Source organism: Acidovorax sp. A1169 (assembly GCF_030704685.1).
GTDB lineage: Bacteria > Pseudomonadota > Gammaproteobacteria > Burkholderiales > Burkholderiaceae_C > Acidovorax.
The window spans coordinates 1-24621 of the sequence record NZ_JAUZDX010000033.1 but is presented as its reverse complement, the minus strand read 5'-3'; the positions used below and the strand labels follow the sequence as shown (position 1 = coordinate 24621).

Here is a 24621-nt window from a genome sequence, read left to right as displayed (position 1 = left end):
CAGGGTGGCGCCCCTTTCGCTCTTTTGACGGAGCTTGGGTGGTCCATGGATGCGCCATGGCCTTGTGCAGGAGCATGGGATGAAGGTTGTAGGTTTTGCAGGGTTCTCCGGCAGCGGCAAGACCACGCTGGTCGAGCAGCTCATTCCCGAGATGCGGCTGCGCGGCCTGCGCGTCTCGGTGGTCAAGCACGCGCACCACAGTTTCGACATCGACCACGTGGGCAAGGACACCTGGCGCCACCGCGAGGCCGGTGCCTTCGAGGTGGTGGCCGCCTCCGACCGGCGCCTGGCGCTGGTGCGCGAGTTCGAGCGGCCTGCCGAGCTCACCGTGCACCACCTGCTGGCCGAGTTGTACCAGGGCGTGGACTGGGTGCTGGTGGAAGGCTTCAAGGACAGCGACCTGCTCAAGGTCGAGGTCTGGCGCGCCCCCGAGGCCGGCCAGGCCCCCAAACCCGTGCGCTATGCCGAAGACGATTTCGTGGCGGCCGTGGCCACCGATGCCCCGGGGCAGTTGCCGGTGCCCACGGGCCTGCCCCTGCTCGACCTGAACGACCCTGCGCAGGTCGTGGATTGGCTGCTGCACTATGCCGAGCGTTTCGAGTACGACTGGGACCTGCACCAATGAGACCCCTCACAGCTTTCAAGCCCCTCAAATCTCTGGCCGACGCGCTGGCCGAGCTGCTGGAGCGCGCCACCCCGCTGGCAGGCACCGATACGGTCACCACCTTCGATGCCGACGGCCGCGTGCTGGCCCAGGACGCCATCTCGTCCCTGCAGGTGCCGCCGAGCGACAACAGCTCCATGGACGGCTATGCCGTGTGCCGCTCCGATGTGGCAGCGGCCGGCACGGTGCTGCCCGTGTCGCAGCGCATCGCCGCCGGCAGTGCGGGGGCGCCTTTGCAGCCGGGTACGGCCGCGCGCATCTTCACGGGGGCTCCGATTCCCGACGGCGCCGATGCGGTGCTGATGCAGGAGGACTGCGAAGCCCTGGATGACGGTAAGGTGCGGATCAATGCCGTGCCGGCTGCCGGCCAGTGGATACGCCGTGCCGGCGAGGACATCACCCGCGGCGCGGTGGTGCTGTCCGCCGGCATGCGGCTGACGCCGGCGGAACTGGGCCTGGCGGCGAGCATCGGACTGCACCAACTGCAGGTGGCACGCCGCCCGCGCGTGGCGCTGTTCTCCACCGGCGACGAACTGGTCATGCCGGGGGATGTGCCGCCCGAACAGATGCGCCCGGGCGCCATCTACAACAGCAACCGCTTCTTCCTGCGCGCCATGCTGCTGCGCCTGGGCTGCGAGGTGACCGACCTGGGCATCGTGCCCGACCGGCGCGATGCGACCATCGAGGCGCTGCAGTGTGCGAGCGAAGCCCATGACTTGATCCTCACCAGCGGCGGTGTGTCCGTGGGTGAAGAGGACCACATCAAGCCCGCCGTGGAATCGCTGGGAACGCTCGATCTCTGGCAGATCGCCATGAAGCCGGGCAAGCCCTTTGCCTACGGGCGCATCGGCAGCGCCCACTTCATGGGGCTGCCCGGCAACCCGGTGTCCAGCTTCCTGACCTTCGCGCTGCTGGTGCGGCCCTTCGTGCTGCGGCTGCAGGGCGTGCAGGCCGTGGCCCCGCGCGCGCTGCCGGCCACGGCGCATTTCGCCTGGCCCCGGGCCGACAAGCGCCGCGAGTTCCTGCGCGTGCGGCACAACGCGGCGGGTGGGCTCGATCTGTTTGCCAACCAAAGCTCGGGCGTGCTCACCTCGGCCGCCTGGGGCGACGGCGTGGTGGACAACCCTGCCGGCCAGACCATTGCGCCCGGCGATACGGTGCAGTTCATCGCCTTTGCGGAGCTGCTGGGATGAAGGTCACCGTGCGCTACTTCGCCTCCATCCGCGAGGCCATCGGCCAGGGCAGCGAAGCGGTCGTCACCGCTGCCGCCACCCTGGGCGAATTGCGCGACGAGCTGATCGCGCGCGGCGGTGCCCACGCTGCGAGCCTGGCCCGGGGCCGAGCCGTGCGCATGGCGCTGGACCAGGTGATGAGCGGCGAGACCGCCGCCCTGCACGAGGGCGCCGAGGTGGCGTTCTTCCCCCCGGTCACGGGAGGCTGAACCTGTCTGTCGCGCACTGCGTCCCGACTAGAGGGCGCGCAGGCGTTGCACCAGGTCTTGCGAGGCCACCATCATGGGGGCGCGCAGTTCATTGCGCATCTCTCCGGCGTGCGCGAGCATGGCCTTGAGCGGGGCAGGGTTGGGTTCGGCAAAGCAAGCCTCGATCCAGGGTTGCAGGGCCTGCCATGCGCGGCGGGCCTGGGACAGATCGCCCCCGCGCAGCAAGCCCACCAGCTCCACAAACTGTGGTGTCTGCCAGTGCGCGCAGGCAGAGATGGCGCCCGCGCCGCCCAGCGCCAGCGTATTGAAGATTTGCGCGTCTTCGCCCGTCAGCACCTGAAGGCGGCCATCCGCGATCAGGGCTTGCGTCTTGGCAGTGCTGCCGCCGCAGTCCTTGATGGCCTGGATGCGTGGGTGTGCCGCCAGTGCCAGCAGCGTCTCGGGGGTGAGTGTGGCGCTCGTGCGGTACGGTATGTCGTAGATGACCACGGGTACAGTGCTGGCGTCGGCGATGGCGCGGAACCAGTGCTGCAGGCCTTCTTGCGACGGGCGGATGTAATGGGGCGCGGACACCAGCAGGCCCGCCAGCGAGTAGCACGCCAGTGCCTGCACCTGGTCCAGTACCTGGCCCTGGTGGTAGCCCGAGACTCCCATCACCACGGGCAGGTCGCGGGCGGCTTCGAGCGTGGTTTCCAGCACCTGCAACTGCTCGGTCTTGTCCAGAGCTGCGGCCTCCCCGGTAGAGCCGCAGGCCACGAAGCCCGAGACGCCTTCGGCACGCAGCCGGGCTGTCAGGGCGGCGAGGGCAGGGTGGTCCACCGCGCCGTCCTTGAACGGCGTGACCAGGGCGATCCAAAGACCACTGAAGACGGGGCTGGTGGGGTGCTTGGCTGCAGCAGCTACAGCCGCAGTGGCAATCGGCAGGGGGGACATGCGAAAACATCCTTTCAGGGTTCGACCAAGGGAAGAACCGCCAGGCTGCGCGCGCGGAATACCGGGAAAGAAAGGGGGAAGGGAAAAGGGAGCTGTCTTTCTGCCAGGGGTTCCGTCGCTCATCCGGACGGAACCACAGCTCCGGTCAGATGAGCTCTGGTTTTTTGGCTTTGACCACGCACGGCACGGCCACCGCAGGTGCGGTGTTCAGGGCCAGGGTGCAGTGGGTGGTCATGGCGAGCAGTATAGCGGGGAGCGCGTCAGCCCTGCTCGGGCGCCGGCTCCACGGGGGCGACCAGTTCGGGGCACTGCCATGCCAGCAACTCGGCCAGACGCGTCACGATCCAGGTGGCCTCGGGTATGCAGACGCCGGATTCGGCGGTGCACAGCCCGGCATGGATGCGCCGCAGGATCTCGGTTTCGGAAGGCGCCTGCACGTGGTAGAGCGTCTGCGCATGCTCCACCAGGTGCCCGGCCAGGTCTTCGCACAGCTCGTAGCGCGTGCGCACCACGCTTGCCGGCTCGCGCAGGCGCTGGCGGGCGTCGCTGTACACGGCCATGAAGGACGTGGGAACGTGGATCTGGTTGTCGTCGTCGTGCATGGCGCAGGCAGGTCGAAATGGCAAGGGAAGGGTCAGGCTGCGGCGCTGTTCGGCACGCTGCTGCGGTTCTTGCTGCGAAAGCGCTTGCCGTAATCGATCATGGGCTGCTCTACGGTGTAGTACAGCGCAGTGGCCAGCAGCAAGGTGGCAATGACGACGGTGAGGTGGGCGCCCGCGCCCGACCATTGCAGGTGGGCATAGACCACGACCATCACCTTGGCATGCACGAGGTACAGCGAATAGGAAATCTTGCCGATGTAGCGCACCAGCATGTCCTTTATGGGCGGCAGCTTGAGGAACAGGATGAACACGCAGGCCAGGCCCACAGCTGCCAGCGGCTGCGGCGCCAACCCCACGACGACCTGCCACTGAGACCACAGCAAGATCAGCAGCAGTGCCACCGGCCACAGGACGCTGCTGGGGATGCGCTTGAGCACCCGCTCGTACCGGTAGAGCACGGCGCCCAGCACGAAGAAGTACAGATAGCCCACGATGTTGGACTTGATCAGCACATGCTGCAGCAGGGGCGTGAACTCCACCCCGGCGTTGCGCGCCTGGGCCAGGTACAGGAAGTCGAGCGCACCGGTGTTGGCCGTCTTGATCCAGGCGATGGACAGCAGGGTGGACAGGACCAGCACGCCCAGCCAGAAATGCCGCCAGCGCACGCGGTGCGCCACCAGGGCCAGTACCAGCACGATGGCGTACCAGAACAGCTCCACCGTGAGCGTCCAGCCCACGTGCACGCGGTCGAAGTACAGGCTGCTGCGCACGGACAGCTGCTGCAGGTTGAGCAGGTTGAGCAGGAAATGCGGATAGTCGTTGACTACCAGCTGCCGGAACCCGGGGACCAGCGCCATCTCGACCAGCACAATGCCCACCAGGGCCACCCAGTACACCGGGAAGATGCGAAAGAACCGTGCCTTGGCATAGTCGCCCAGGGAGTTGCGCTCGGCGCTCTGGATGATGAGGTAGCCCGAGATCAGGAAAAAAAGCTGCACGCCGATGCCGCCGCCATCGGGGCCGAACAGCGGCACCGGGATGCCGGCGTAGACCGATAAATGGTGCAGCGCCACCGAGAGGATGGCGCAGGCGCGCAGAACGTCGATGTTGTTGTCGTGTTCTACCGATTGCAGGCGCTGCGTGATGTCTGAAAATTTCATGCTGGAGTGAAATGTCCTTGCGAGGACGGTGTGTGGCGCGGCCGGTCCGGCGGCACCACACGCATTATTGGCGACTTGGCCGGGCCCTCAGTCGGGGGTGAACAGCCGCTCGAACTTCGCGCGGTCCGCATCCAGCTCGAAGGTCACCACCTGGCCCATCTTCATGTCCGACAGCCGGCAGGCAGCGAACAGCGTGGACTGGCCCATCAGATCCATGCTGTCCAGATCCACCAGGGCATAGGGGTAGGGCACGAACACCTCGTGCGCGAAGATATCCTTGCTGCGGTTGCGCGGCGACGGGTAGAGCTTGTATTTTTCGGTGGTGATGGTTTGTGTGGCCATGGGGGGTACAGTTCTGCCGGATGCTACAGACAATCGACTTCATTTTTCAGAAATAACAACTCCATGGCAAAACCCAAGAGTGAATGGCCCACGAAGGTACTGGCGTTGATCCAGTCCGGCAACCACCCTGCGGCCATTGCGCAGGTCAAAGTGGCCCCGACGGTGACCGATGTCACGCGTTTGCAGGCCCTGGTGGCCAAGCTGCCACGCACCCCCGCGCTCGTGCAACTGGAAAAAGTGCTGGAAGAGGAGCGCGCCCTGCTGGCTGCCCCCCGCCTGCACCGCTCTCCATGACCACCCGCCCGGCAGGCAGTGTCTCCATCCAGACGGCGGACTTCGACCTGTCCACCGAAGTCGCCGCGTTGCGCCGCCAAGACCGCCGCGTGGGCGCGGTGTGCGCCTTCGTGGGCACTGTGCGCGACCGCAACGACGGGGACGACGTGGCCTCCCTGGAGCTGGAGCACTACCCGGGCATGACCGAGAAGTCCATTGCCGCGATGATGGATGCGGCCTTCGGGCGCTTCGAGCTCTCTGGCGTGCGCGTGATCCACCGCGTGGGGCTGCTGCAGCCGCTCGACCAGATCGTGCTGGTGGCGGTGACCAGCGCCCACCGGGGCCAGAGTTTCGAGGCCTGCGAGTTTCTGATGGACTACCTCAAGACCCAGGCGCCGTTCTGGAAGAAGGAAGTCACCCCTGCGGGTGCGCGCTGGGTCGATGCGCGCGTGAGCGACGACGCGGCGCTGGCCCGCTGGGGCATTGCACCAGTCCATGGTGATATGTAAGTATTGGTAATTTTGTGCGCCGCACCGCCAAAGCAGGCGCACAAGGTGGGACTGACGCCGCCCGATGGCCCTGACCCAGACTCGGGATGCTTGAAAAGGGTGCCGAAAGTCCCCATATGTGACGCAATTCGGAAGGACATTCACCCATGCGTCTCGACAAGTTCACCACCAAGTTCCAGGAAGCCCTGAGCGACGCCCAGACCCTTGCGCTGGGCAACGACAACGCCTACATCGAGCCCGTGCACATGCTCGTGGCCATGCTGCGCCAGGAAGACGGGCCGCGCGCGCTGCTGCAGCGCGCCGGTGCCAACGTGCAGGGCCTGCTGGCTGCAGCGGAAAGCGCCGTCAAGCGCCTGCCGGCCGTGCACGGCCAGGAGCAGGTGCAGGGAGGCTCCGAGCTGGGCCGCGTGCTGCAGGCCACCGAGAAGGAGGCCATCAAGCGCGGCGACCAGTTCATCGCCAGCGAGCTGTTCCTGCTGGCGCTGATCGACAGCAAGGGCGAGGCTGCCACCATCGCCAAGGACAACGGCCTCACGCGCAAGAGCCTGGAGGCGGCCATCGAAGCCGTGCGCGGCGGCCAGAAGATGGACAGCGCCGATGCCGAAGGCCAGCGCGGCGCGCTCGCCAAATACTGCATGGACCTCACCGAGCGCGCCCGCATGGGCAAGCTCGACCCGGTGATCGGCCGTGACGACGAGATCCGCCGTGCCATCCAGGTGCTGCAGCGGCGCACCAAGAACAACCCTGTGCTCATCGGCGAGCCCGGTGTGGGCAAGACGGCCATCGTGGAGGGCCTGGCCCAGCGCATCGTGGCTGGCGAGGTGCCCGAGTCGCTCAAGGGCAAGCGCGTGCTCAGCCTGGACATGGCGGCCCTCTTGGCCGGTGCCAAGTACCGCGGCGAGTTCGAGGAACGCCTGAAGGCCGTGCTCAACGAGCTGGCCAAGGACGAGGGCCAGACCATCGTCTTCATCGACGAGCTGCACACCATGGTGGGCGCCGGCAAGGGCGAGGGGGCCATGGACGCGGGCAACATGCTCAAGCCGGCCCTGGCGCGCGGCGAGCTGCACTGCGTGGGTGCCACCACGCTCGACGAATACCGCAAGTACATCGAGAAGGATGCCGCGCTGGAGCGCCGTTTCCAGAAGATCCTCGTGGGCGAGCCCACGGTGGAGGCGACCATCGCCATCCTGCGCGGCCTGCAGGAAAAGTACGAGGTGCACCATGGCGTGGACATCACCGATCCGGCCATCGTGGCCGCAGCCGAGCTGTCGCACCGCTACATCACCGACCGCTTCCTGCCCGACAAGGCGATCGACCTGATCGACGAGGCGGCGTCCAAGATCAAGATCGAGATGGACTCCAAGCCCGAGGTCATGGACAAGCTTGACCGCCGCCTGATCCAGCTGCAGATCGAGCGCGAGGCCGTGCGCCGCGAGAAGGACGAGTCCTCGGTCAAGCGCTTCGGCCTTATCGAAGAAGAGATCGTGCGCCTGCAAAAGGAGATCGCCGACTACGACGAGATCTGGCAGGCTGAAAAGGCCCAGGCCCAGGGCAGTGCGCATGTGCGTGAAGCCATCGACAAGCTCAAGTTCCAGATCGAGGAATTCACCCGCAAGGGCGACTTCAACAAGGTGGCCGAGCTGCAATACGGCAAGTTGCCCGACCTGGAGCGCCAGCTCAAGGAAGCCCAGGCCAAGGAAGATGGCAAGGACGGCGTGGCGAGCGCTCCGCGCCTGTTGCGCACGCAGGTGGGCGCCGAGGAGATCGCCGAGGTCGTGAGCCGTGCCACGGGCATCCCGGTGGCCAAGATGATGCAGGGCGAGAAGGACAAGCTCTTGCAGATGGAAACCAAGCTGCACGAGCGCGTGGTGGGCCAGGAAGAGGCCATCACCGCCGTGGCCAACGCCATCCGCCGCTCGCGCTCGGGTCTGTCCGACCCCAACCGCCCCACGGGCTCCTTCCTGTTCCTGGGCCCCACGGGCGTGGGCAAGACCGAGCTGTGCAAGGCGCTGGCGGGCTTTTTGTTCGACAGCGAGGACCACCTGATCCGCATCGACATGAGCGAGTTCATGGAAAAGCACTCGGTGGCTCGCCTGATCGGTGCGCCCCCCGGCTATGTGGGCTACGAGGAGGGCGGCTACCTGACCGAAGCCGTGCGCCGCAAGCCCTACAGCGTGCTGCTGCTCGATGAGGTGGAGAAGGCCCACCCTGACGTGTTCAACGTGCTGCTGCAGGTGCTCGACGATGGCCGCCTGACCGATGGCCAGGGCCGCACCGTGGACTTCAAGAACACGGTGATCGTGATGACCAGCAACATCGGCTCGCACCTGATCCAGGCCATGGTGGGGCAGGACGCCGAGGACATCAAGGAAGCGGTGTGGGGGGAACTCAAGAACCATTTCCGACCCGAATTCTTGAACCGGATCGACGAGACGGTGGTGTTCCATGCGCTGGATGCGAAGAACATCGAGGCGATTGCACGCATCCAGCTGCAGTTGCTCGAAGCGCGCCTGGCCAAGATGGACCTGCAGCTGCAGATCTCTGCGCCAGCGCTCGAAGAACTGGCCAAGGTGGGGTTCGACCCGGTGTTCGGTGCCCGTCCACTCAAGAGGGCCATCCAGCAGCGCATCGAGAATCCCCTGTCCAGGCTGCTGCTGGAAGGCCGGTTCCCGCCCAAGAGCGTGATTCCGGTCACGGTGGATCCGGTGCTGGCCCCGGGGGTCTTCCAGTTCGGCGGTGCGTCAGAGCCTGCTTGATCGGGGAAAGGGCGGCCATGGGAGGCCGCCCTGTTGAAAGGAAAGGTGTCGTTTGAACAATCTTGTTTCGGGTCTGGTGCGCTTTGCGCTGCGTGCCCTGGTGCTGGCCATGGGGCTGGTGGTGTTTCTGAGCCTGCTGGCTGCTGCATTGGTGCTGGGCCTGGCGTGGGCAGCGCGCGCGACCTGGGCGCGGCTCACGGGCCGGCCCATGGCCCCCTGGGTCATGCGGGTCGACCCGCGCACGGGATTCAGCGCTGCCATGCGCTCCAGGGCGCAATGGGGTGCTGCGCGCCCGCCCGATGGCGCCCCGGAGTCGGCAGCGCCATCGCGGCGCGGCGGGGTGCTGCCCAGCGCCGTGGAGGTGACCGATGTGGAGCCGCGCGAGCTGCGCTGAGCGTGAGGCCATGGGTCACTGAAGGGCTCGAGGCGGCCTTCGGCATGCCCCTGTGGACGCGCCGGCATGGTCCGGCGGCAGGGGCCGGGCGCTCTATCATGCGCTCCATGACACCAGCCGACATCCACGCCCTTTTTGAAACCCAGCGGCAGGCCAGCCGCACCCAGGTCGAGGTGCCTTTGCTCGTGCGCCGCGAGCGGCTGCTGCGCGTGCGCAAGCTGCTCGACGAGAACGGCCCCGTGCTGGCGGCGGCCGTGCAGGCCGATTTCGGCATGCGCTCCCCCCGGTTGACCGAGGTGGCGGATTTCTTCGTGCTGCGTACCCTGTTGTCGCATACCTTGAAGCACCTGGCGCGCTGGATGAAGCCGCAGAAGGTGCGCACACCCCTGTACCTGCAGCCCGCCAGTGCGCATGTGCAGCGCCAGCCGCTGGGCGTGGTGGGGGTGATATCGCCCTGGAACTACCCGATCCAGCTGGCCCTGGGGCCTGCCATCACGGCACTGGCTGCGGGCAACCGCGTGATGCTCAAGCCCAGCGAGCTCACGCCGCACACCTCGGCCCAACTGGCGCTGCTGGTGGCGCAGTTCTTTGCGCCTGACGAATTCTGCGTGGTGCAGGGCGATGCCAATGTGGCGGCGCTGTTTGCCTCGTTGCCGTTTGACCACCTGGTGTTCACCGGTTCCACGCCCGTAGGGCGCAAGGTGGCCATCGCGGCCGCGCAGAACCTCACACCCACCACGCTGGAACTCGGTGGCAAGTCGCCCTGCATCATCGACGGCCACTGCGACATGCAGGACGCGGCGCTCAAGATCGCCCACGGCAAGCTGCTCAATGCCGGGCAGACCTGCATTGCGCCCGACTACCTGCTGGTGCCGCGCGGGCGCGAGACCGAGTTTGCCAATGCCTATCGGGCCGCCGTGGCGCGCCTGTTCCCCACCATCGAGGGCAATCCGGACTACGCCTCCATCATCACGCCGCGCCACCACGCGCGCCTGCGCACCATGCTGCAGCAGGCGCAGACCCAGGGGGCCGAGGTGCAACCCATCGATCCCGCAGCGGGCAAGCCGGTGGTGAACACCGTGGGCACGCTGGGCGATGGCGCGAGCCGCCAGATGCTGCCCACGCTGGTGTTTGGCGTCACCTCGGACATGCAGATCATGCAGGAGGAGATCTTCGGGCCCGTGCTGCCCGTGATCTCCTACGAGCGCCTGGACGACGCCGTCGCGCACATCAATGCCGGCCCGCGGCCGCTGGCGTTGTACTGGTTCGGCCAGAGCGAGGCGGCGCGCGACGACGTGCTGCGCCGCACCGTGAGCGGCGGGGTCACGGTGAACGACACGCTGATGCATATCGCCCACGACAACCTGCCCTTTGGCGGAGTGGGCGACAGCGGCTGGGGCGCCTACCACGGGGAGCAGGGCTTCCTGCGCTTTTGCCACCAGAAGTCGGTGCTGGTGCAGTCGCGCTGGGCGATGGGCTCGATGTTCTACCCGCCTTACGGCGCGCGCTTCGACCAGGTCATGGGGCTTCTTCGCCGCTGGCTGTAGCGGCTTCGGTCGGCAGGACTGCGGTGGGTGACGGCGTGCCGCTGACCAGTTGCACGATGGCATCGCGCAACTGCCCGGTGGACACCGGCTTGTGCAGCAGCAGGGCCGAGGTGGTCTGCGCGTCGCGCAGGCGCTGGGGCGAGGTGTCCCCGGTCATGATGATGGCCGGCACGGGCACGCCCAGGTAGGCACGCAGGGCCTGCAGCACCTGTTTGCCGGTCTCTTCGTGGCGCAGGCGGAAGTCGGTGATGATCAGGTCGGGCGTGCTGTCCTCGATGTGTTCGAGCGCATCGGCACTCGATTCGGCCGTGGTGCAGTGGCAGCCCCAGCTTTGCAGCAGGGCCTGCATGCCCAGGCGCACCGATTCGTCGTCGTCGATGGCCAGCACGTGCAGGCCCGTGAGATCGAAGTGGTTGAAGGAGGGGGGGGCCTCGTCCTCCAGGGCGCCCTGCCAGGCATCGAGCCAGAGCCGGAACACCGAGCCCCGGCCGGGGCGGGAGCTCAGCTCCACCGAGGTACCCATCTCGCGGGCCAGGCGTTTCACGATGGCCAGGCCCAGGCCCAGGCCCTTGCGGCGGTCACGCTCGGGGTTGCCCAGCTGGTGGAATTCCTGGAAGATGTTTTCCCACTGGCTTTGCGGTATGCCCGCCCCGGTGTCCCACACCTCCAGCGCGATGCGCCGGCCCCGGCGGCGGCAGGCAATGAGCACACCGCCGCGCGCCGTGTAGCGCAGCGCATTGGAGATGAAGTTGTGCATCACCAGCATGACCAGCGAGCGGTCGGCATGGGCTGCGGTGGATGTCTCGTGCGTGCGGTACACCAGCCCGCAGTTGTCGGCCTGCACGCCGAACTCCTGCTCCAGCGCGGTGAGCAGGGGTTGCACGGCAAAGGCGGTGGGCCGCACCTTGACGACACCGGCTTCCAGCCGCGAGTAGTCGAGCAAGGTGGTGAGCATTTCGACCGCCGCGCCGGAGGCCGCCTGCGCGTGGCCCAGCACGGTGAGCTGGTGCGGGCTCATGGGGCTGCGCTGCAGGGTTTCGAGGAACAAGCCCATCGCGTGCAGCGGCTGGCGCAGGTCGTGGCTGGCGGCGGCGAGAAAGCGCGACTTGTCGCGGTCGGCACGCTCGGCCTCTGCCTGCGCGGCCAGGGCGCGGTGCGACTCTGCGCGCAATTCGGCCACCAGCCGCTCGTTTTCGAGCTTGAGGGCGATGCTGCGGCGCGTTGCCGTGTCGCCGGTGCTGGCCTGCAGGCCGGTGAGCGCGTAGTACACCAGCACCAGGAACAGGGCGGGCCACATGGCCGGGCCGCCGCTCATGGCCACGGCCACGAAGATGCCCCCGACCGCGCAGGTGAGGTAGGTGATGTAGGCGCGGTACAGCGGTGCCCCCAGGCCCAGCGCACCGGAGGAAACGGTGCTGACGATGCCGATGGCGTAGATCACGCTCTCCGGCGTGCCCCAGTACAGCACCACGTACCCCAGGCTGCCCCAGCTCAGGCCCATGGCGGCCATGCAGGCCATGAGCTTGCGCGCCGAGTGCAGCACCGGGTCGCGCTGCGGTGCCATGCCGCGCAGCGTGACGTACACCCCTATGACCACGAGCGCGTGCGATACCAGCCAGATGCTGACCACCTGGGTGTCGGCCACGCGCGCCATCACCCACAGGGTGCCCAGGGCCGTGGCCAGGGATGCCAGCAAGGTCATGGGGAAGTTCTGGCGCAGCAGCGTGACCTGCTCGCGCAGGACTTCATCGCGCTCCCAGCGCCGGCGTGTCCAGGGCCAGCGCGGGATCAGCGGCAGGGCTTCAGACAATGTCATGGAGCGGCGGCATGGACAGGCCCAGGCGCTGCGCGGCCAGCAGCGCCGCGCTGCGGCTGTTGACGCCCAGTTGCGCAAAGATGGCCGCCACATGCACGCGCACGGTGTTCTCGCTCAGGCCCAGGTGGCGCGCGATGACCTTGTTGGGCTTGCCGGTGCACAGCAGCGACAGCACTTCGAGCTGGCGCGCGGTGAGGCTGGGCGCAGCCGATGTGCGGGTGGTGGAGGCATTGCCGCTGTTCGCGGGAAAACAGGGCGCGCCGGACAGGGAGACGCTGATCGCCTCCAGGATGTCCTCGCCGCTGGCCGACTTGGGCAGGAAACCGTCGGCGCCGCGCGAGCGCGCCTCGTACACCGCATCCGGCGCAATGCTGGCCGAGACGAGCACGATGCGGGCGCTGGGGTAGGACTGGCGCAGCAGGCGCAGGCCGTCGAGCCCGCTCATGCCCGGCAGCTGGATGTCCAGCAGCACCAGGTCCATCGGGGCAGGGGGCAGGGCACAGGCTTCGGCAATGGAGCCTGCTTCGGCAATGGATCCCACCAGGGGGTGGTCCTGCACGATCAGGCGCAAACCGGTGCGAAAGAGGGTGTGGTCGTCAATGAGCAACAGGCTGGCAGGCATCCCGTGAGTATTGCGCACAACACCGCGCCAGGGAACTGTGCGAACTAGTCCATTTGTGCGATGGACGCCGGCCCCTGCGGTTTCTAGACTTTCCTCCATGCAGTGAACAGAATGTCGCATGGCGGCTGCGCACTGCGGCGGTTGGGTTGGACCAACCATCCATCAACCACCAGGGGAACACAACATGACTGCCAGCGCTCTTCAGAACCCACCGATTTCGTCGCCCGAGCACAAGCCTTCCGCAGGTGTGGGGGTGGGCGGCAACTGCATGGCCCAGATCGTGCACGACAACTGCCCGGACCTGCTGGCCTCGGCGGGCGTCATCGTCGAGCACCTGGATGCGCAGGCGGGCAACTGGCAGTTTTCCACCGACAACGGCCTGACCTGGCGCAGCGTGCGCACCGACCTCATCAACCGCCCTGGCTGCATGGGGTTGGCGCTGGACCGCGATGCCCGCCTGCGTGTGCTGCCCTTCAGCGGCCACCGGGTGAGCGGCGTGCGCATCGTGTTCCATACCGTGCAACGCAGCCACGGCCAGGGCAGCGGCAGCTACCGCGCCTATGCTCCGGATGAGCGCGATGGCGGCTCGCGCAGCGTGACGCTGGTGGTGGGGCTGAACGCCATCAATGGCATGCCGCCGGAGGTGAAGGTACCCCGTCCGCGCAACAAGCGCGCACTGGCCCAGTCGGCCCGCGAGCGCGCTGGGGACGGGCTCGGAGGCTCTCTGGCCATGGCCTGACGGCCCGCTTTGCTCCCCCGCCTGCGTGGGGCGCGCAGGGCCGGGTACCCTACTGGCGAGGGGTGAAAAACCGTTTGCGGCGACAATGCCGGTCCTTTTGTTTTTTCACCCCCCGTTTTCGTTCGGTTTTTTCATGTCCAGTATCCAGGTTCGTCCCGCTACGCTTCGCGATGCCAAAGCCATCGCCCAGATCCACACCGTCTCCGCCCAAGAGGCTTACAAAGGGCTGGTGCCAGACGAGCAATTGAAGTCCATGTCTTCCGTCGACAAGCGCCAGGCCTACTGGCGCGAAGCCATCGAATATTGCGAGCCCCAGGTGCAGGTGGCCATCGATGGCGAGAAGATCGTCGGCTTTGTCGGCTATGACCGCTCGCGCGATGAGAAATCCCGCCCCACCACGGGCGAAATCTGGGCCATCTACGCCGCCCCCACCCACTGGAACCAGGGCGTAGGCCTGGCCTTGTGGGATGCCGCCCGTGATGGCCTCCAGGAAGAAGGTTGCACCAATGTCACGGCCTGGGTGCCGCTGCGCAACGAGCGCGCCATCCGTTTCCACGAAATGGCCGGCTTCAAGCAGGAACTCTCCACTGCCAAGACCGCCGTGATCGGTGGCGTCAAGATCGAAGAAGTGCGCCTGAAGCGCCCCATCAACTAAGGCCCCGATGATCGAGTGGAACCACCTGGGCCAGGCCCACAGTGCCCAGTGGCGCTCCGAAAGCAGCGTCCCGCCCCCCCGCCGGGTGGTGACCGCCGATGACACCCTGTCTGCCGATACGGCGTACCGCCTGGCCTGCGAGGGCACGGGCCTGCTTTGGCAGGGCGATTTCCAGAATGCCCGCATGCTGCTGCAGGCGCTGATGCGCCGGGTGGACCGCAAGCCGGCCAAGGCGGCGGCCAAGGCCGCCGAAAAGGCGGCCACGGCCACCCCGGCCCAGGCGTTTCACCTGCACCGCCAGGCGCAGGCCCAGCGCGCGCGGGTGCTGTCGTCGGTCCTGATCCCCCTGGGGTCGGACTACGGCATCGACCTGCGCCGCGCGCCGGACTGGCGCCAAGCCTGCACCGAAGCCTGGGGCCCGGCCAGCGGCGAAAGCTCGGTGGCCACGCTGCGCGAGCTGCTGGGCCTGGTGGGCGCCTACGAATGGCGCAAGAAAGGTGTGGAAATCCCTGCCCTGGGCGAGGGCCCGCACAACCGCATCCACCCCCACTACGGCGTGTTCTCGCCTGTGCGAGGGGAGTACGTGGACCTGGTGGCAAACACTTCATTGCCGTCCACCGCCTTGGCGTTCGACATCGGTGCGGGCACGGGTGTGCTGTCGGCCGTGCTGGTGCGCCGCGGCGTGCAGCGCGTGGTGGCCACCGACCAGGACCCGCGCGCCATGGCCTGCGCGCTCGACAACCTGAAGCGCCTGGGTGTGCTCGACCGGGTGGAACTGCTGCAGGCGGACCTGTTCCCTCCTGGGCGGGCGCCGCTGGTGGTGTGCAACCCCCCCTGGGTGCCTGCGCGCCCGAGCTCACCCATCGAGCATGCCGTGTACGACGAGGGCAGCCGCATGCTGCGTGGCTTCCTGGCGGGCCTGGCGGCCCACCTGGAGCCAGGCGGCGAGGGCTGGCTGATCCTGTCGGACCTAGCCGAGCACCTGGAACTGCGCCCGCGCGAGCAATTGCTGGCCTGGATCGCCGAGGGCGGGCTGCGCATCCTGGGTCGGCACGACGTGCAGCCACGGCATGCCAAGGCCGTCGACGCCGGCGATGCCTTGCACACCGCACGCTCTGCCGAGGTGACTTCCCTCTGGCGGCTGGCGGCCATCGGCTGAACCCAGGCCCTGCGGCAGCAGCCGATTACACCGGGGACGGTGTGCCCGCAGGTTCCTGGGGCAGCAGCTGGTCCATTCGGTCGCGGATGGTTTGGGCGCGCTCGGGCCCGGCCATCTGAGTCACTTCATCCAGAAGGGCTTCGCCCACGTCGAGCATGCTGGAGCGGTCGCGCGCACCGCGCAGGGCCTCATGGAACTGCCGGGCCAGGGCAGGGTCTCGGCGCGCGAACATGCGCTCGCAGATGTCGAACAGGTACATGCGCGTGCCTGCCAGCGAGCGCAGCGCATCGCTGGGCAACCCTGCAGGCGGTGCGGTGGGGGGCTCGGGTGTTGTCACTGCAGCCGCTGCAGGCGTGGGCAGCGGCGCTTCGGGCAGGGTTGCCGGGCCGGTGAGGTAGCCCTGGCGCATGAGGTTGTCCACGATCTGCGCGCCGATGCCGTTGTACATGGCCTGCAGGTCCGACAGGGATTTGCCGTCGGCCAGCAGCAGCAGCGACCGCTCGCGCAGGCTCAGGGTGCGGACACCGGGCGAGAGTTCCAGGCGGGCTTTGTCGGTTTTTTGGAGCAGCATGGTGAAGGCGCAAGGCAATGACCCACCATTGCAGCACCGGGGCGTGACGCTGTGATGACCCGCCTGCCGCACAATGGCGGGTTGGCTGCGCCCGCATGGCGGGCTTTCTTTCCGTGATTTTTGCTGTGCGATGACCCTGCTGCTTGCCCCGATGGAGGGGCTTCTCGATTTTGTGCTGCGTGACGTGCTCACCCGGGTGGGCGGGGTGGACCGTTGCGTGTCCGAGTTCATCCGCATCACGGGCACGCTGCTGCCGGACAAGGTGTTCCTGCGCTACCTGCCCGAGCTGCGCCATGGCAGCCGCACGCTGGCAGGGGTGCCGGTGCGCGCCCAGTTGCTGGGCTCAGACCCGGTGAGCATGGCCGAGAATGCGTCACGCTTGGCGGCCCTGGGGCCCGAAGGGATCGACCTGAACTTCGGCTGCCCGGCCAAGGTGGTGAATCGCCATGGCGGCGGGGCCGCCCTGCTGCAAGAGCCCGAGCGCATTGCCGCGCTGGTGGCGGCGGTGCGGCGCGCCGTGCCTGCGCATCTGCCGGTCTCCGCCAAGATGCGTTTGGGCTTCAACGACAGCGGCCTGATGCGCGAATGCGCGCAGGCCATGGAGGCGGGCGGCGCCTGCGAGCTGGTGGTGCATGCCCGTACCAAGGCCGACGGCTACCGGCCCCCGGCCTACTGGGAGCAGATACCGGCCATCCGCGCGGCTGTGGCCTTGCCCGTGGTCGCCAATGGCGAGATCTGGTCGGTGGCCGACGCGCTGCGCTGCCGCGAGGTATCGGGCTGCGATGCTCTGATGCTGGGGCGTGGCATGGTGGCCGACCCGGGGCTGGCGCGCGCCATCCGTGCCACGGATGCGGGGCTGCCGGGCTCGGACACCGTGCAATGGGCCGACCTGCTGCCGCACATCGCCGCGTTCTGGCAACTGGTCTGCGAGGACCTGGAGCCGCGCCAGCGCGCGGGCCGCCTCAAGCAGTGGCTGAACCTGATGCGCCGGCGCTTCCCCGAGGGCGAAGCGGCGTACCAGCATGTGCGGACCATGACGGACCAGAGCGCCATCACGGTCTGGGTGGACGCGTTGCAGGACCGCTTCACGGTCTGAATCACAACAGGTGGTCCGGGGCGAGCGGGCCGAGCAGTTGCAGCAGCAGGCGCAGCGGCGCGCTGGCATCGGGCTCGGTAGTGCTGTCCTGCAGGCCGCTGCCCTGCGGCGCATGCCACAGCAACTGGCCGCCTGGCTGCTGCAGTTCCACGCGCCAGGCCAGTTCGCCCAGGGCCGGTTCCAGCCGGGTGGTGATGCGCCGGGACAGCTCGGTGCTGCGGATCAGCAGCGCGATCTCGGTATTCTGCTTTTGCGAGCGCATATCGAGGTTCATGGAGCCGATGGCGACCAGGCGGCCATCCATCACCAGCAGCTTGGAGTGCAGCATGGCGCGCGAACTGCCCACCGAGCCGGTAGGCGAAGAGCCGCTGCCGCCCGAGGAGCCACCCGGGCTGCCGAAGGCACTGGCCAGGCCGGTGAGCTCGCTGCGCATTTCGTAGAGCTCCACCCCCATGGCCAGCAGCTCCGGCCGGTGCCGGGCATAGCCTGCATGGGCAATGGGGGCGTCGTTGGACGCCAGCGAGTTGGTGAGCACCCGCACACGCACGCCACGTTGGCGGGCCTGGGCAAAGGCCTGCTTCATGTCGGGGCCGGGCACGAAGTAGGGCGAGACGATGAGCAATTCGCGCCGGGCCTGGCCCATCAAATGCAGCAGGCCGTCCACCACCGTGTCGCCCTCACCGGCATCGGCTGCGTCGGTGGATGGGAGCAGCGCAGTGCCGCTGGTGGCGGCTACGCCCCCTGCGGGAGGGGCGATGCGCGCGGCCTGCCGGGCATTGGATCCGCTGGCAGGTGCTGCGTCGGGAGATGGAGGGGCGGCGACGCCTTCTGCCGGGATCTTGGCGGGTTGGTCGACCAGTACCACGGCCGGTGCCCAGACAAAGGACACGGCGCCCAGGTCCATGGGCTGGTAGTCCCAGATGCGGCTGCGCTGGGCGCCAACACCGCCAGGGTCGTCCTGGCCCGGGGCTGGCGCGCTGGCGGCAGGGGGCGGTGGCGTGGTGTCAAGGGCCACCCGGCGTTCCCGCTCGGCAACGTCGGCCGCTTCGTACTGGCTGCGCATGGTGTCCAGTTCCTCGCGCGTGACCAGGGACTGCACGGGGTAGGCGCGCTGGTTGTTCCAGTAGTGGTCGAAGCTGCGCGAAAGATCCTGCACGATGGGCCCGGCGGCCAGCACGTCCAGGTCCACGAAATTGCCGGCATCGGCGGTGCCGAAGTAGGCGTCGCCCAGGTTGCGTCCGCCAGTGACGCCCATGGCGTTGTCGGCGATGAAGAGCTTGTTGTGCATGCGCTGCTGGGCGCGCGAAAAATCGGCCACGGCGCTGAACATGCGGCCCAGCGTGGAGCCGCGCGCGCCAGTGAGCGGGTTGAACATGCGCATCTCGATGTTGGGCACGAAGGCCAGGCGCATGACCTGCGCATCGCGCCCGGCACTGTGGAAGTCATCGAGCAGCACCCTGACCCTGACCCCGCGTTCGGCGGCCGACACCACGCCCTTGAGCAGGCGCTCGGTGCTGGCATCGGCGTGGATGGCGTAGTACTGCAGGTCCAGTGTCTTCTTCGCCGCTTCCACCAGCGCCAGGCGGCTGCTGTAGGCCGCCTGGGGTCCGCCCAGCAGCAGAAAGCCCGAAGGGTGGCGTGCACCTGCAGCCTGCCGGTTGGCCTGCACCAATTGCCCCAGCAGCGTGCCGGCAGGGGAGGCGAGGGCCGTGGATTCGGTGCGGGCCACGTCCTGGGGCAGCCCTGCGCAACCGGTGGCCACTGCCACGGTGAGCGTGGTGACCAGGGCCATCCAGCCGTAGCGGGCAGTGGCTGCAAGGTCTTTGAGGGCAATGGGGGTGCGCATGGGAGGGGGCCTTCTGGATACTATTGAAGGTATAGCCTGCGGCCCTGGTGCCCGCTGTCGGACGGCGCGCCGAAACGTAACGCTGTGTGAACGGTGCGGCCGCCCGGTCGTTGCTTACCAGCTCACTTCGCGGTCCGGCGTGGCGCTGATCTTGTGGATGGAAAGGTCTGCGCCATCGAACTCCTCTTCCTGCGACAGCCTGAGGCCCACAGTGACCTTGAGGGCCCCATACACCACCAGCCCGCCCAGGACGGCCCAGACCACGCCCATGCTGGTGCCGATCAGCTGTGCGCTGAAGGCCACCCCGCCCAGGCCGCCCAGGGCCTTGCTGCCGAAGATGCCCGCCGCCAGGCCGCCCCAGGTGCCGCACAGCCCATGCAGGGGCCAGACGCCGAGCACGTCGTCGATCTTCCACTTGTTCTGCGTCAGCGTGAACAGCAGCACGAAGATGGTGCCGGCAATGGCGCCCGTGACCAGGGCGCCCAACGGGTGCATCAGGTCGGAGCCTGCGCACACGGCCACCAGGCCGGCCAGCGGGCCGTTGTGCACGAAGCCCGGGTCGTTCTTGCCCAGCACCAGGGCAGCCAGCGTGCCGCCCACCATGGCCATCAGCGAATTGACCGCGACCAGCCCCGAGAGCTTGTCCACCGTCTGCGCGCTCATCACGTTGAAGCCGAACCAGCCGACCACCAGAATCCAGGCCCCGAGGGCCAGGAAGGGGATGTTCGAGGGGGGGTGGGCCGAGATGGCGCCATCCTTGCGGTAGCGGTTGGCGCGCGAGCCGAGCAGCACCACGGCGGGCAGGGCGATCCAGCCGCCCACGGCGTGGACCACGACCGAGCCGGCGAAGTCATGGAACTCTTCGCCGGTCAGCGACTTGATCCAGGCCTGCACGCCGAAGTGCTGGTTCCAGGCGATGCCCTCGAAAAACGGGTAGACGAAGCCGACGATGACCGCGGTGGCGATCAACTGCGGCCAGAATTTGGCCCGCTCGGCAATACCGCCCGAGACGATGGCCGGAATGGCCGCCGCGAAGGTGAGCAGAAAGAAGAACTTGACCAGCGAATAGCCGCTTTGCTGGACCAGGGTGTCTGCCCCCACGAAGAAATGCGTGCCGTACGCCACGCTGTAGCCCACCGCAAAGTACACCACCGTGGACACGGAGAAGTCCACGAGGATCTTGACCAGCGCATTCACCTGATTCTTTTTGCGGACCGTGCCCAGCTCCAGAAAGGCGAACCCGGCATGCATGGCCAGCACCATGATTGCCCCTAGCAGAATGAACAAGGCGTCCGTGCCCTGTTTGAGTGCTTCCATACCATCTCCACGCGTTTGTTTGATCTGTTTTGGTGCGTCTCACTGCGGAATGCAATGATTGCACCAAAATTAAGCAAAAAATGCGCCAGGATGTGGCATGCATCACCGGGGTGGTGCTGGGCTGTTTTGGTGCGTGGGGCCGGGTATGGGCCGATGGGGTCGGCTGGTCAGAAGCTATCGCGCCCCTGAACCCGGGCCACGATGCGCAGATCGGGCCCGATGCGCTCCACCGAAACGTAGTCGAGCGCGGTCCCATCCGCCAGTGTTTGCAAAGGCGCTGTCTGGGCCATGCCCAGGCCCGGCCCGAGCAGCCGGGGGGCCAGGTAGAGCAGCATTTCATCCACCAGCCCTTCGCGCAGAAAGGAGCCGTTGAGCTTGTGGCCTGCCTCCACATGCAGTTCATTCACGCTGCGCCGGCCCAGGTCCTTGAGCATGGCGCCCAGGTCCACCTTGCCCTGCGGGTTGGGCAAGCGGATCACCGTAGCCCCTCGGCCCTCCAGGGCCGCTTTTTTCGCGGCATCGTCGCTTGCGGTGTAGATGAGGCAGGTGCGGCCCGGCACGGAGAACAGGCGCGCCTCCAGCGGGGTCTGCAACTGGCTGTCCACGATCACCAGGTGCGGCTGGCGCAGCGTGGTGACCTCGCGCACGTCCAGGCGCGGGTCGTCGTCGAGCACCGTGCCGATGCCCGTGAGCACGGCGCAGGCGCGGGCACGCCAGGCATGGCCATCGGCGCGGGCTGCGGGCGAGGTGATCCACTGGCTCTGCCCGCTGGCCAGCGCGGTAGTGCCATCCAGGGAGGCGGCGGTCTTTACCCGCACCCAGGGCGTGCCGCGCACCATGCGGCTGAAAAAGCCGATGTTGAGTTCGTGCGACTCTTCGGCGCCTGGCCCCACGACCACCTCCACGCCGGCCGCGCGCAGGCGCTCAAAGCCCTGGCCGGAGACCAGCGGGTTGGGGTCGGCAATCGATGCCACCACCTTGCCGATCCCGGCGCCGATCAGCGCATCGCAGCAGGGCCCTGTGCGGCCCTGGTGCGAGCAGGGCTCCAGCGTGACGTAGGCGGTCGCGCCACGCACGTCGTTGCCCAAGGCCGCCGCATCGCGCAGCGCCATGACCTCGGCATGCGGGCCGCCAGCATGCTGGGTGAAGCCCTGGCCCAGCACGCGGCCATCGGGCGCGGTAATCACGCAGCCCACGCGGGGATTGGGGTTGGAAAGACAAAGCGCCTGAGTGGCTAGCTCAAGCGCTTGGGTGGTGTGTTGTTGTTCCGAAGAGGTCGCCATGGTGGCGTGCATGCTAGCGCATGCGGGGGCTGTCGGATGGTGATGGGCTCACTTGTTCCAGCATTCGTCCACGGTGAGGGTGGCGGGGGTAAAGGTTGACGCCTTCATGCCTCTTATTCCCGTATTGGTCAGTGTCAAGTCACCGCACCGGTCCGTTGCCTGCGCAGTGCCCACGTCGCGTGTCGCGGTCAGGGTGAAGGCGGCATTGGTCGAGGCCCCCCCCGCGCCATTGCCAATGGAGATGGTGTAGCGTTTGATCGCGTCACCGTCCCAAGTCAGTGTGGTGGGCAGCGATGTCGGATAAACGCCAGTGGCCGTAGAAGCGCGCTCAAGCCATTGTTGTGCCTGCAACAGACCGGCCCGCGCGTCCGCACGGTGCCCCCGTCGCACGTATTCGGCATAGCTGGGGTAGGCAATCGCAGACAGAATGCCCACGATGGCCACCACAATCATCAGTTCTATCAGCGTAAAGCCATGCTGCTTTTTCGGCAGATGTCGGGTCATGGTGTCGTCTTTCTCACTTCACTTGGCGCCACGTGGGCCGCAGCGATTGTTCGGGCATGCGGTTCAGTTCTTCGGGCTTCGTTGTACCGTCGTTGCCAGTCAGCTCAAGAATCCGCTTGCCTTTGGTAATCAGCATAGGGGTGCCAGTGCTGACGGCAGCACGGGACACGTTATTGTCGGTTGTTGCGCTGTATACACCATCGCTGTTTGAGTCCACCAACTGCACCTGGGGCCGCTTGCCATCCATGATGTTGAGCAAGGTGCGGAACTGGGTACCCGGCGCCGTACTTATTTCAGTGGCGGTGCAACTTTCGTTGGCTGCGCCGCCACTGCTGGCGGTTTGGGTACCTGCAGGATTGCCGGAATACACGGCCAGAATATTGGAACCGTCAAAGAACTGCATGGGCTCAAGCAGGCGCTCACCTTTTGTGGGGAGATCCAGGTACCAGCCGTTGTAGTCTTTCCAGTTGCTGGTTTTCAGTTCTTCAGTGGCATCAATGGTGGCATAACCCCCGCTGACGACAGTGATGCTTTGCTTGGCCAACTTTGCGGTGGCAATGCCTACACCCAAGTCTTTGGGCGCGGGGATGCAGGTGGTGCCGGGGCAAGTTCCGCCACCAGGGTGTACTTCCAGGTGTGTACCGCTCTTGCGGTACCGGGTGTTGTCCAAAACGGAATACAGCGTTTGAACGTTCGGGGTGGCGGTAGCATTGGCATCGCGGTCGTCTGCTGTCACATTGCGGCCCGTACCAAAGGCCACCATCAGGCCTCCGACGGCCACGTCCTTGGCGCTCGCGCCGCTGCCAGTGGTCATCAAGCGGTCATTGGCGCGCACGATGGGCGGTGCCGTGATGGGCTGCGCTTGGTCACGCGCGCCGCCCCCCCACTTGGGTCCCTGGGCTGTGAACAGTGGTTTGTTGGTGCCAAAGGCCACTTTCCAGTTGCTATCAACGTCGCTGGTCAAGTCAAACTTCCACATGTTGCCCAGGTTGTCGCCTGCATAGACCACATCCACGCGGCCATCTCCGTCCAAATCTACCATGGCCGGGGCTGCCAGGCCATTGTCTTTGGCATTGCCAACTCCTTTGGCATCTGGAGTGGCCGAAACTCTCTTGAGCTCCATGTCATTGTCAAGGTACTGAATCAGCAGCACCGGGCGCTCGTTGTAGCTGTTGTAGCCATTGCCCATCACCACGGCCCAACGGTTGTTGTTCATGCGTGTGATTTGCGTGGTCTGCTGCGAATTGGTGGGGCTGAGCACCGGCGGCGCAACAATGTTGCCGATGTCTTTGTCTTCCTCCACCACTTTGGTGCAAGCGGCTTTTTCAACGGTGTCGGTAATGATGCTGCAATTGGGTGCCACTTCCAAATTGCCGCGAGTGCGGTCACGTTTAACCAAGGTTTTTGCTGTGACTGGGGCAGTGGGTGTTTCAGCGGTGGCAAAGCTGGCGGGGTCGGTTACATCCAGGACAAAATAACCCTTGCCACCTGCGCCCAAGCTGCTCGCCAGCATGGTGGCCCAGCCACCAGTCAATTGCACATCCCCCGTCATGGGAGAACCATCCACAAAATACTGGTGGACATAGCTTGGATTGGCAAGTTTTTTCAGATCCCCAATCACGCCGCGGGGGACATAGGCAATTTTTTCTCTGCCGTCCAGGGCCGAAAAGCCATGCAACATCCCGTCGTTGCCACCCACATACAGCATGGGCGTGCGTGACTTGTAGGTATTGGCAAAGGCACCGTAACCACTGACCGAAGAGCTGCTTGCGGGGGCGCCTGTGTACCAAATTTTGGAATTCACGATATCGCCCTGGCGGCTTTTGCGTTCGCGGAAGGGCTTTGCGGCTGGGTAGCTCTCTGGTTCGGCTGTTCCCTCCAGGGCCCGGTTGCCGCGGATATAGCCGAGTACATTGCTGCCTTTGGTATAGACGGTAGCGGTGCTATCGCTGTCCTCTTTGCCCAGCAGTGCTTTTTGAGGGCTGCTGAGGTTGCTTTCGTCAGTCGCCCATTTGAACGACACCCCTCCTTTGGGCGCCGTGCTGCTCCACTTGTCGCTCCAACTCAAAATCAATCGATTGTTGAGGTCGGCAGCGGTTATGTCGTCCAGTCGGTCGGCCGTGGTCTTTCCATCCCAGTCTTTGGTGGGGTCGCCAAACTTCTTGCATTTTTTGTCAGGATCGGCTGCGGTTGGACAAGGAACTTCGATCTCTGCCGCAACTGGCGAGGCCTGCACCCAGCCCTTCCAAAACTGTTTGGGACTGTAAACCGAAGCAAAAGTACCCACGTTCTGTTGAGAGACATTGGCGCCAGATGCTGTGCCGCTGCCACTGACCTTGTCTGGCAAGGGTGCGGCCTCCTCGTTAATCTTGCCGATAATTTCTTCAAAGGC

Annotated in this window: 24 protein-coding genes; 12 read left to right on the top strand and 12 right to left on the bottom strand. The window is 66.4% G+C overall.

All coding sequences use genetic code 11. The features are described 5' to 3' along the window. Positions 1-79 precede the first annotated feature (79 nt). Genes mobB through QYL93_RS30230 form a run of 3 tightly spaced genes read left to right on the top strand, consistent with a single transcriptional unit; the run spans position 80 to position 2105 of the window. On the top strand, positions 80-625 hold the full coding sequence (gene mobB / locus QYL93_RS30240) for a molybdopterin-guanine dinucleotide biosynthesis protein B (protein ID WP_305747146.1): 546 nt from the start codon (positions 80-82) through the stop codon (positions 623-625). Next, entirely contained in the window at positions 622-1857 is a 1236-nt protein-coding gene (gene glp, locus QYL93_RS30235; RefSeq protein ID WP_305747145.1) for a gephyrin-like molybdotransferase Glp, read from the top strand. The genes mobB and glp overlap by 4 nt, the downstream gene beginning before the upstream one ends. After that, positions 1854-2105, top strand: coding sequence for a MoaD/ThiS family protein (locus tag QYL93_RS30230; RefSeq protein ID WP_305747144.1), 252 nt, complete (start codon positions 1854-1856; stop codon positions 2103-2105). Before glp ends, QYL93_RS30230 begins: the two co-directional genes overlap by 4 nt. Positions 2106-2132: 27 nt before the next feature. Here QYL93_RS30230 and dapA read toward each other — a convergent pair whose 3' ends face one another. From dapA to QYL93_RS30210, 4 genes are all read right to left on the bottom strand, one after another. Then, positions 2133-3038, bottom strand: coding sequence for a 4-hydroxy-tetrahydrodipicolinate synthase (gene dapA, locus QYL93_RS30225; RefSeq protein ID WP_305747143.1), 906 nt, complete (start codon positions 3036-3038; stop codon positions 2133-2135). A 260-nt stretch (positions 3039-3298) separates the two neighbouring features. Continuing rightward, positions 3299-3640: a hypothetical protein gene (locus tag QYL93_RS30220; protein WP_305747142.1), complete on the bottom strand. Its 342-nt coding sequence runs from the start codon at positions 3638-3640 to the stop codon at positions 3299-3301. A 32-nt stretch (positions 3641-3672) separates the two neighbouring features. Further along, positions 3673-4800 carry an acyltransferase gene (locus tag QYL93_RS30215; protein ID WP_305747141.1) on the bottom strand — a complete coding sequence of 376 codons (1128 nt, stop codon included), beginning with the start codon at positions 4798-4800 and terminating at the stop codon, positions 3673-3675. A gap of 87 nt (positions 4801-4887) precedes the next feature. Continuing rightward, positions 4888-5142 carry a hypothetical protein gene (locus QYL93_RS30210; RefSeq protein ID WP_305747140.1) on the bottom strand — a complete coding sequence of 85 codons (255 nt, stop codon included), beginning with the start codon at positions 5140-5142 and terminating at the stop codon, positions 4888-4890. 63 nt (positions 5143-5205) lie between these two features. Between QYL93_RS30210 and QYL93_RS30205 the strand changes: the two genes are divergently transcribed. The 5 genes from QYL93_RS30205 (at position 5206) to QYL93_RS30185 (ending at position 10621) form a co-directional block, all read left to right on the top strand. Next, positions 5206-5436 carry a hypothetical protein gene (locus QYL93_RS30205; protein ID WP_007849068.1) on the top strand — a complete coding sequence of 77 codons (231 nt, stop codon included), beginning with the start codon at positions 5206-5208 and terminating at the stop codon, positions 5434-5436. Then, complete coding sequence (locus QYL93_RS30200) at positions 5433-5924, top strand: molybdenum cofactor biosynthesis protein MoaE (RefSeq protein WP_305747139.1); 492 nt, start codon at positions 5433-5435, stop codon at positions 5922-5924. Before QYL93_RS30205 ends, QYL93_RS30200 begins: the two co-directional genes overlap by 4 nt. Positions 5925-6070: 146 nt before the next feature. After that, positions 6071-8680, top strand: a complete 2610-nt coding sequence (gene clpB, locus QYL93_RS30195) for an ATP-dependent chaperone ClpB (RefSeq protein ID WP_305747138.1) — start codon at positions 6071-6073, stop codon at positions 8678-8680. Positions 8681-8732: 52 nt separating this feature from the next. Next, positions 8733-9074 carry a hypothetical protein gene (locus tag QYL93_RS30190; protein WP_305747137.1) on the top strand — a complete coding sequence of 114 codons (342 nt, stop codon included), beginning with the start codon at positions 8733-8735 and terminating at the stop codon, positions 9072-9074. Positions 9075-9181: 107 nt separating this feature from the next. After that, entirely contained in the window at positions 9182-10621 is a 1440-nt protein-coding gene (locus QYL93_RS30185; protein ID WP_305747136.1) for a coniferyl aldehyde dehydrogenase, read from the top strand. Here QYL93_RS30185 and QYL93_RS30180 read toward each other — a convergent pair. Beyond that, positions 10593-12437: a hybrid sensor histidine kinase/response regulator gene (locus tag QYL93_RS30180; RefSeq protein WP_305747135.1), complete on the bottom strand. Its 1845-nt coding sequence runs from the start codon at positions 12435-12437 to the stop codon at positions 10593-10595. The two genes, QYL93_RS30185 and QYL93_RS30180, sit on opposite strands and share 29 nt — an antisense overlap. Beyond that, positions 12424-13059: a response regulator transcription factor gene (locus QYL93_RS30175; RefSeq protein WP_305747134.1), complete on the bottom strand. Its 636-nt coding sequence runs from the start codon at positions 13057-13059 to the stop codon at positions 12424-12426. Before QYL93_RS30175 ends, QYL93_RS30180 begins: the two co-directional genes overlap by 14 nt. 184 nt (positions 13060-13243) lie before the next feature. Here QYL93_RS30175 and QYL93_RS30170 point away from each other — a divergent pair, with 184 nt between their 5' ends. From QYL93_RS30170 to QYL93_RS30160, 3 genes are all read left to right on the top strand, one after another. Continuing rightward, positions 13244-13798: a hypothetical protein gene (locus tag QYL93_RS30170; RefSeq protein ID WP_057202165.1), complete on the top strand. Its 555-nt coding sequence runs from the start codon at positions 13244-13246 to the stop codon at positions 13796-13798. 133 nt (positions 13799-13931) lie between these two features. Then, a complete protein-coding gene (locus QYL93_RS30165) occupies positions 13932-14453 on the top strand; it encodes a GNAT family N-acetyltransferase (protein ID WP_057267911.1) in 522 nt (173 codons plus the stop codon). Between the two features lie 7 nt (positions 14454-14460). Next, positions 14461-15612, top strand: a complete 1152-nt coding sequence (locus QYL93_RS30160; protein ID WP_305747133.1) for a class I SAM-dependent methyltransferase — start codon at positions 14461-14463, stop codon at positions 15610-15612. A 25-nt stretch (positions 15613-15637) separates the two neighbouring features. Here the strand turns inward: QYL93_RS30160 and QYL93_RS30155 are convergent, their stop codons facing one another. After that, positions 15638-16183 (bottom strand): hypothetical protein, encoded by a 546-nt coding sequence (locus tag QYL93_RS30155; protein ID WP_305747132.1) that lies wholly within the window; start codon positions 16181-16183, stop codon positions 15638-15640. Between the two features lie 130 nt (positions 16184-16313). On the opposite strand from QYL93_RS30155, the gene QYL93_RS30150 reads away from it, so the two are divergent. Beyond that, positions 16314-17279 carry a tRNA-dihydrouridine synthase gene (locus QYL93_RS30150; protein ID WP_305747131.1) on the top strand — a complete coding sequence of 322 codons (966 nt, stop codon included), beginning with the start codon at positions 16314-16316 and terminating at the stop codon, positions 17277-17279. Between the two features lies 1 nt (position 17280). Here QYL93_RS30150 and QYL93_RS30145 read toward each other — a convergent pair whose 3' ends face one another. The 5 genes from QYL93_RS30145 to QYL93_RS30125 all read right to left on the bottom strand — a co-directional run. Continuing rightward, positions 17281-19125: a phospholipase D family protein gene (locus QYL93_RS30145; RefSeq protein ID WP_370877080.1), complete on the bottom strand. Its 1845-nt coding sequence runs from the start codon at positions 19123-19125 to the stop codon at positions 17281-17283. Between the two features lie 114 nt (positions 19126-19239). After that, positions 19240-20442 carry an ammonium transporter gene (locus QYL93_RS30140; protein ID WP_305747130.1) on the bottom strand — a complete coding sequence of 401 codons (1203 nt, stop codon included), beginning with the start codon at positions 20440-20442 and terminating at the stop codon, positions 19240-19242. A 167-nt stretch (positions 20443-20609) separates the two neighbouring features. Beyond that, positions 20610-21737, bottom strand: a complete 1128-nt coding sequence (gene ribD, locus QYL93_RS30135) for a bifunctional diaminohydroxyphosphoribosylaminopyrimidine deaminase/5-amino-6-(5-phosphoribosylamino)uracil reductase RibD (RefSeq protein WP_305747129.1) — start codon at positions 21735-21737, stop codon at positions 20610-20612. 36 nt (positions 21738-21773) lie between these two features. Continuing rightward, entirely contained in the window at positions 21774-22229 is a 456-nt protein-coding gene (locus tag QYL93_RS30130) for a type IV pilin protein (RefSeq protein ID WP_305747128.1), read from the bottom strand. Positions 22230-22242: 13 nt separating this feature from the next. Next, positions 22243-24621: pilus assembly protein (locus tag QYL93_RS30125; protein WP_305747127.1), on the bottom strand; the 2379-nt coding region annotated here is incomplete at its 5' end.

Coding starts and splice junctions, on each gene's coding strand:
- QYL93_RS30180 (WP_305747135.1), bottom strand. CDS start 12,437: ATGACATTGTCTGAAGCCCTGCCGCTGATCCCGCGCTGGCCCTGGACA.
- dapA (WP_305747143.1), bottom strand. CDS start 3,038: ATGTCCCCCCTGCCGATTGCCACTGCGGCTGTAGCTGCTGCAGCCAAG.
- QYL93_RS30210 (WP_305747140.1), bottom strand. CDS start 5,142: ATGGCCACACAAACCATCACCACCGAAAAATACAAGCTCTACCCGTCG.
- QYL93_RS30215 (WP_305747141.1), bottom strand. CDS start 4,800: ATGAAATTTTCAGACATCACGCAGCGCCTGCAATCGGTAGAACACGAC.
- mobB (WP_305747146.1), top strand. CDS start 80: ATGAAGGTTGTAGGTTTTGCAGGGTTCTCCGGCAGCGGCAAGACCACG.
- QYL93_RS30145 (WP_370877080.1), bottom strand. CDS start 19,125: ATGCGCACCCCCATTGCCCTCAAAGACCTTGCAGCCACTGCCCGCTAC.
- QYL93_RS30155 (WP_305747132.1), bottom strand. CDS start 16,183: ATGCTGCTCCAAAAAACCGACAAAGCCCGCCTGGAACTCTCGCCCGGT.
- QYL93_RS30185 (WP_305747136.1), top strand. CDS start 9,182: ATGACACCAGCCGACATCCACGCCCTTTTTGAAACCCAGCGGCAGGCC.
- QYL93_RS30170 (WP_057202165.1), top strand. CDS start 13,244: ATGACTGCCAGCGCTCTTCAGAACCCACCGATTTCGTCGCCCGAGCAC.
- ribD (WP_305747129.1), bottom strand. CDS start 21,737: ATGCACGCCACCATGGCGACCTCTTCGGAACAACAACACACCACCCAA.
- QYL93_RS30130 (WP_305747128.1), bottom strand. CDS start 22,229: ATGACCCGACATCTGCCGAAAAAGCAGCATGGCTTTACGCTGATAGAA.
- QYL93_RS30220 (WP_305747142.1), bottom strand. CDS start 3,640: ATGCACGACGACGACAACCAGATCCACGTTCCCACGTCCTTCATGGCC.
- glp (WP_305747145.1), top strand. CDS start 622: ATGAGACCCCTCACAGCTTTCAAGCCCCTCAAATCTCTGGCCGACGCG.
- QYL93_RS30230 (WP_305747144.1), top strand. CDS start 1,854: ATGAAGGTCACCGTGCGCTACTTCGCCTCCATCCGCGAGGCCATCGGC.
- QYL93_RS30205 (WP_007849068.1), top strand. CDS start 5,206: ATGGCAAAACCCAAGAGTGAATGGCCCACGAAGGTACTGGCGTTGATC.
- clpB (WP_305747138.1), top strand. CDS start 6,071: ATGCGTCTCGACAAGTTCACCACCAAGTTCCAGGAAGCCCTGAGCGAC.
- QYL93_RS30140 (WP_305747130.1), bottom strand. CDS start 20,442: ATGGAAGCACTCAAACAGGGCACGGACGCCTTGTTCATTCTGCTAGGG.
- QYL93_RS30165 (WP_057267911.1), top strand. CDS start 13,932: ATGTCCAGTATCCAGGTTCGTCCCGCTACGCTTCGCGATGCCAAAGCC.
- QYL93_RS30175 (WP_305747134.1), bottom strand. CDS start 13,059: ATGCCTGCCAGCCTGTTGCTCATTGACGACCACACCCTCTTTCGCACC.
- QYL93_RS30150 (WP_305747131.1), top strand. CDS start 16,314: ATGACCCTGCTGCTTGCCCCGATGGAGGGGCTTCTCGATTTTGTGCTG.
- QYL93_RS30200 (WP_305747139.1), top strand. CDS start 5,433: ATGACCACCCGCCCGGCAGGCAGTGTCTCCATCCAGACGGCGGACTTC.
- QYL93_RS30160 (WP_305747133.1), top strand. CDS start 14,461: ATGATCGAGTGGAACCACCTGGGCCAGGCCCACAGTGCCCAGTGGCGC.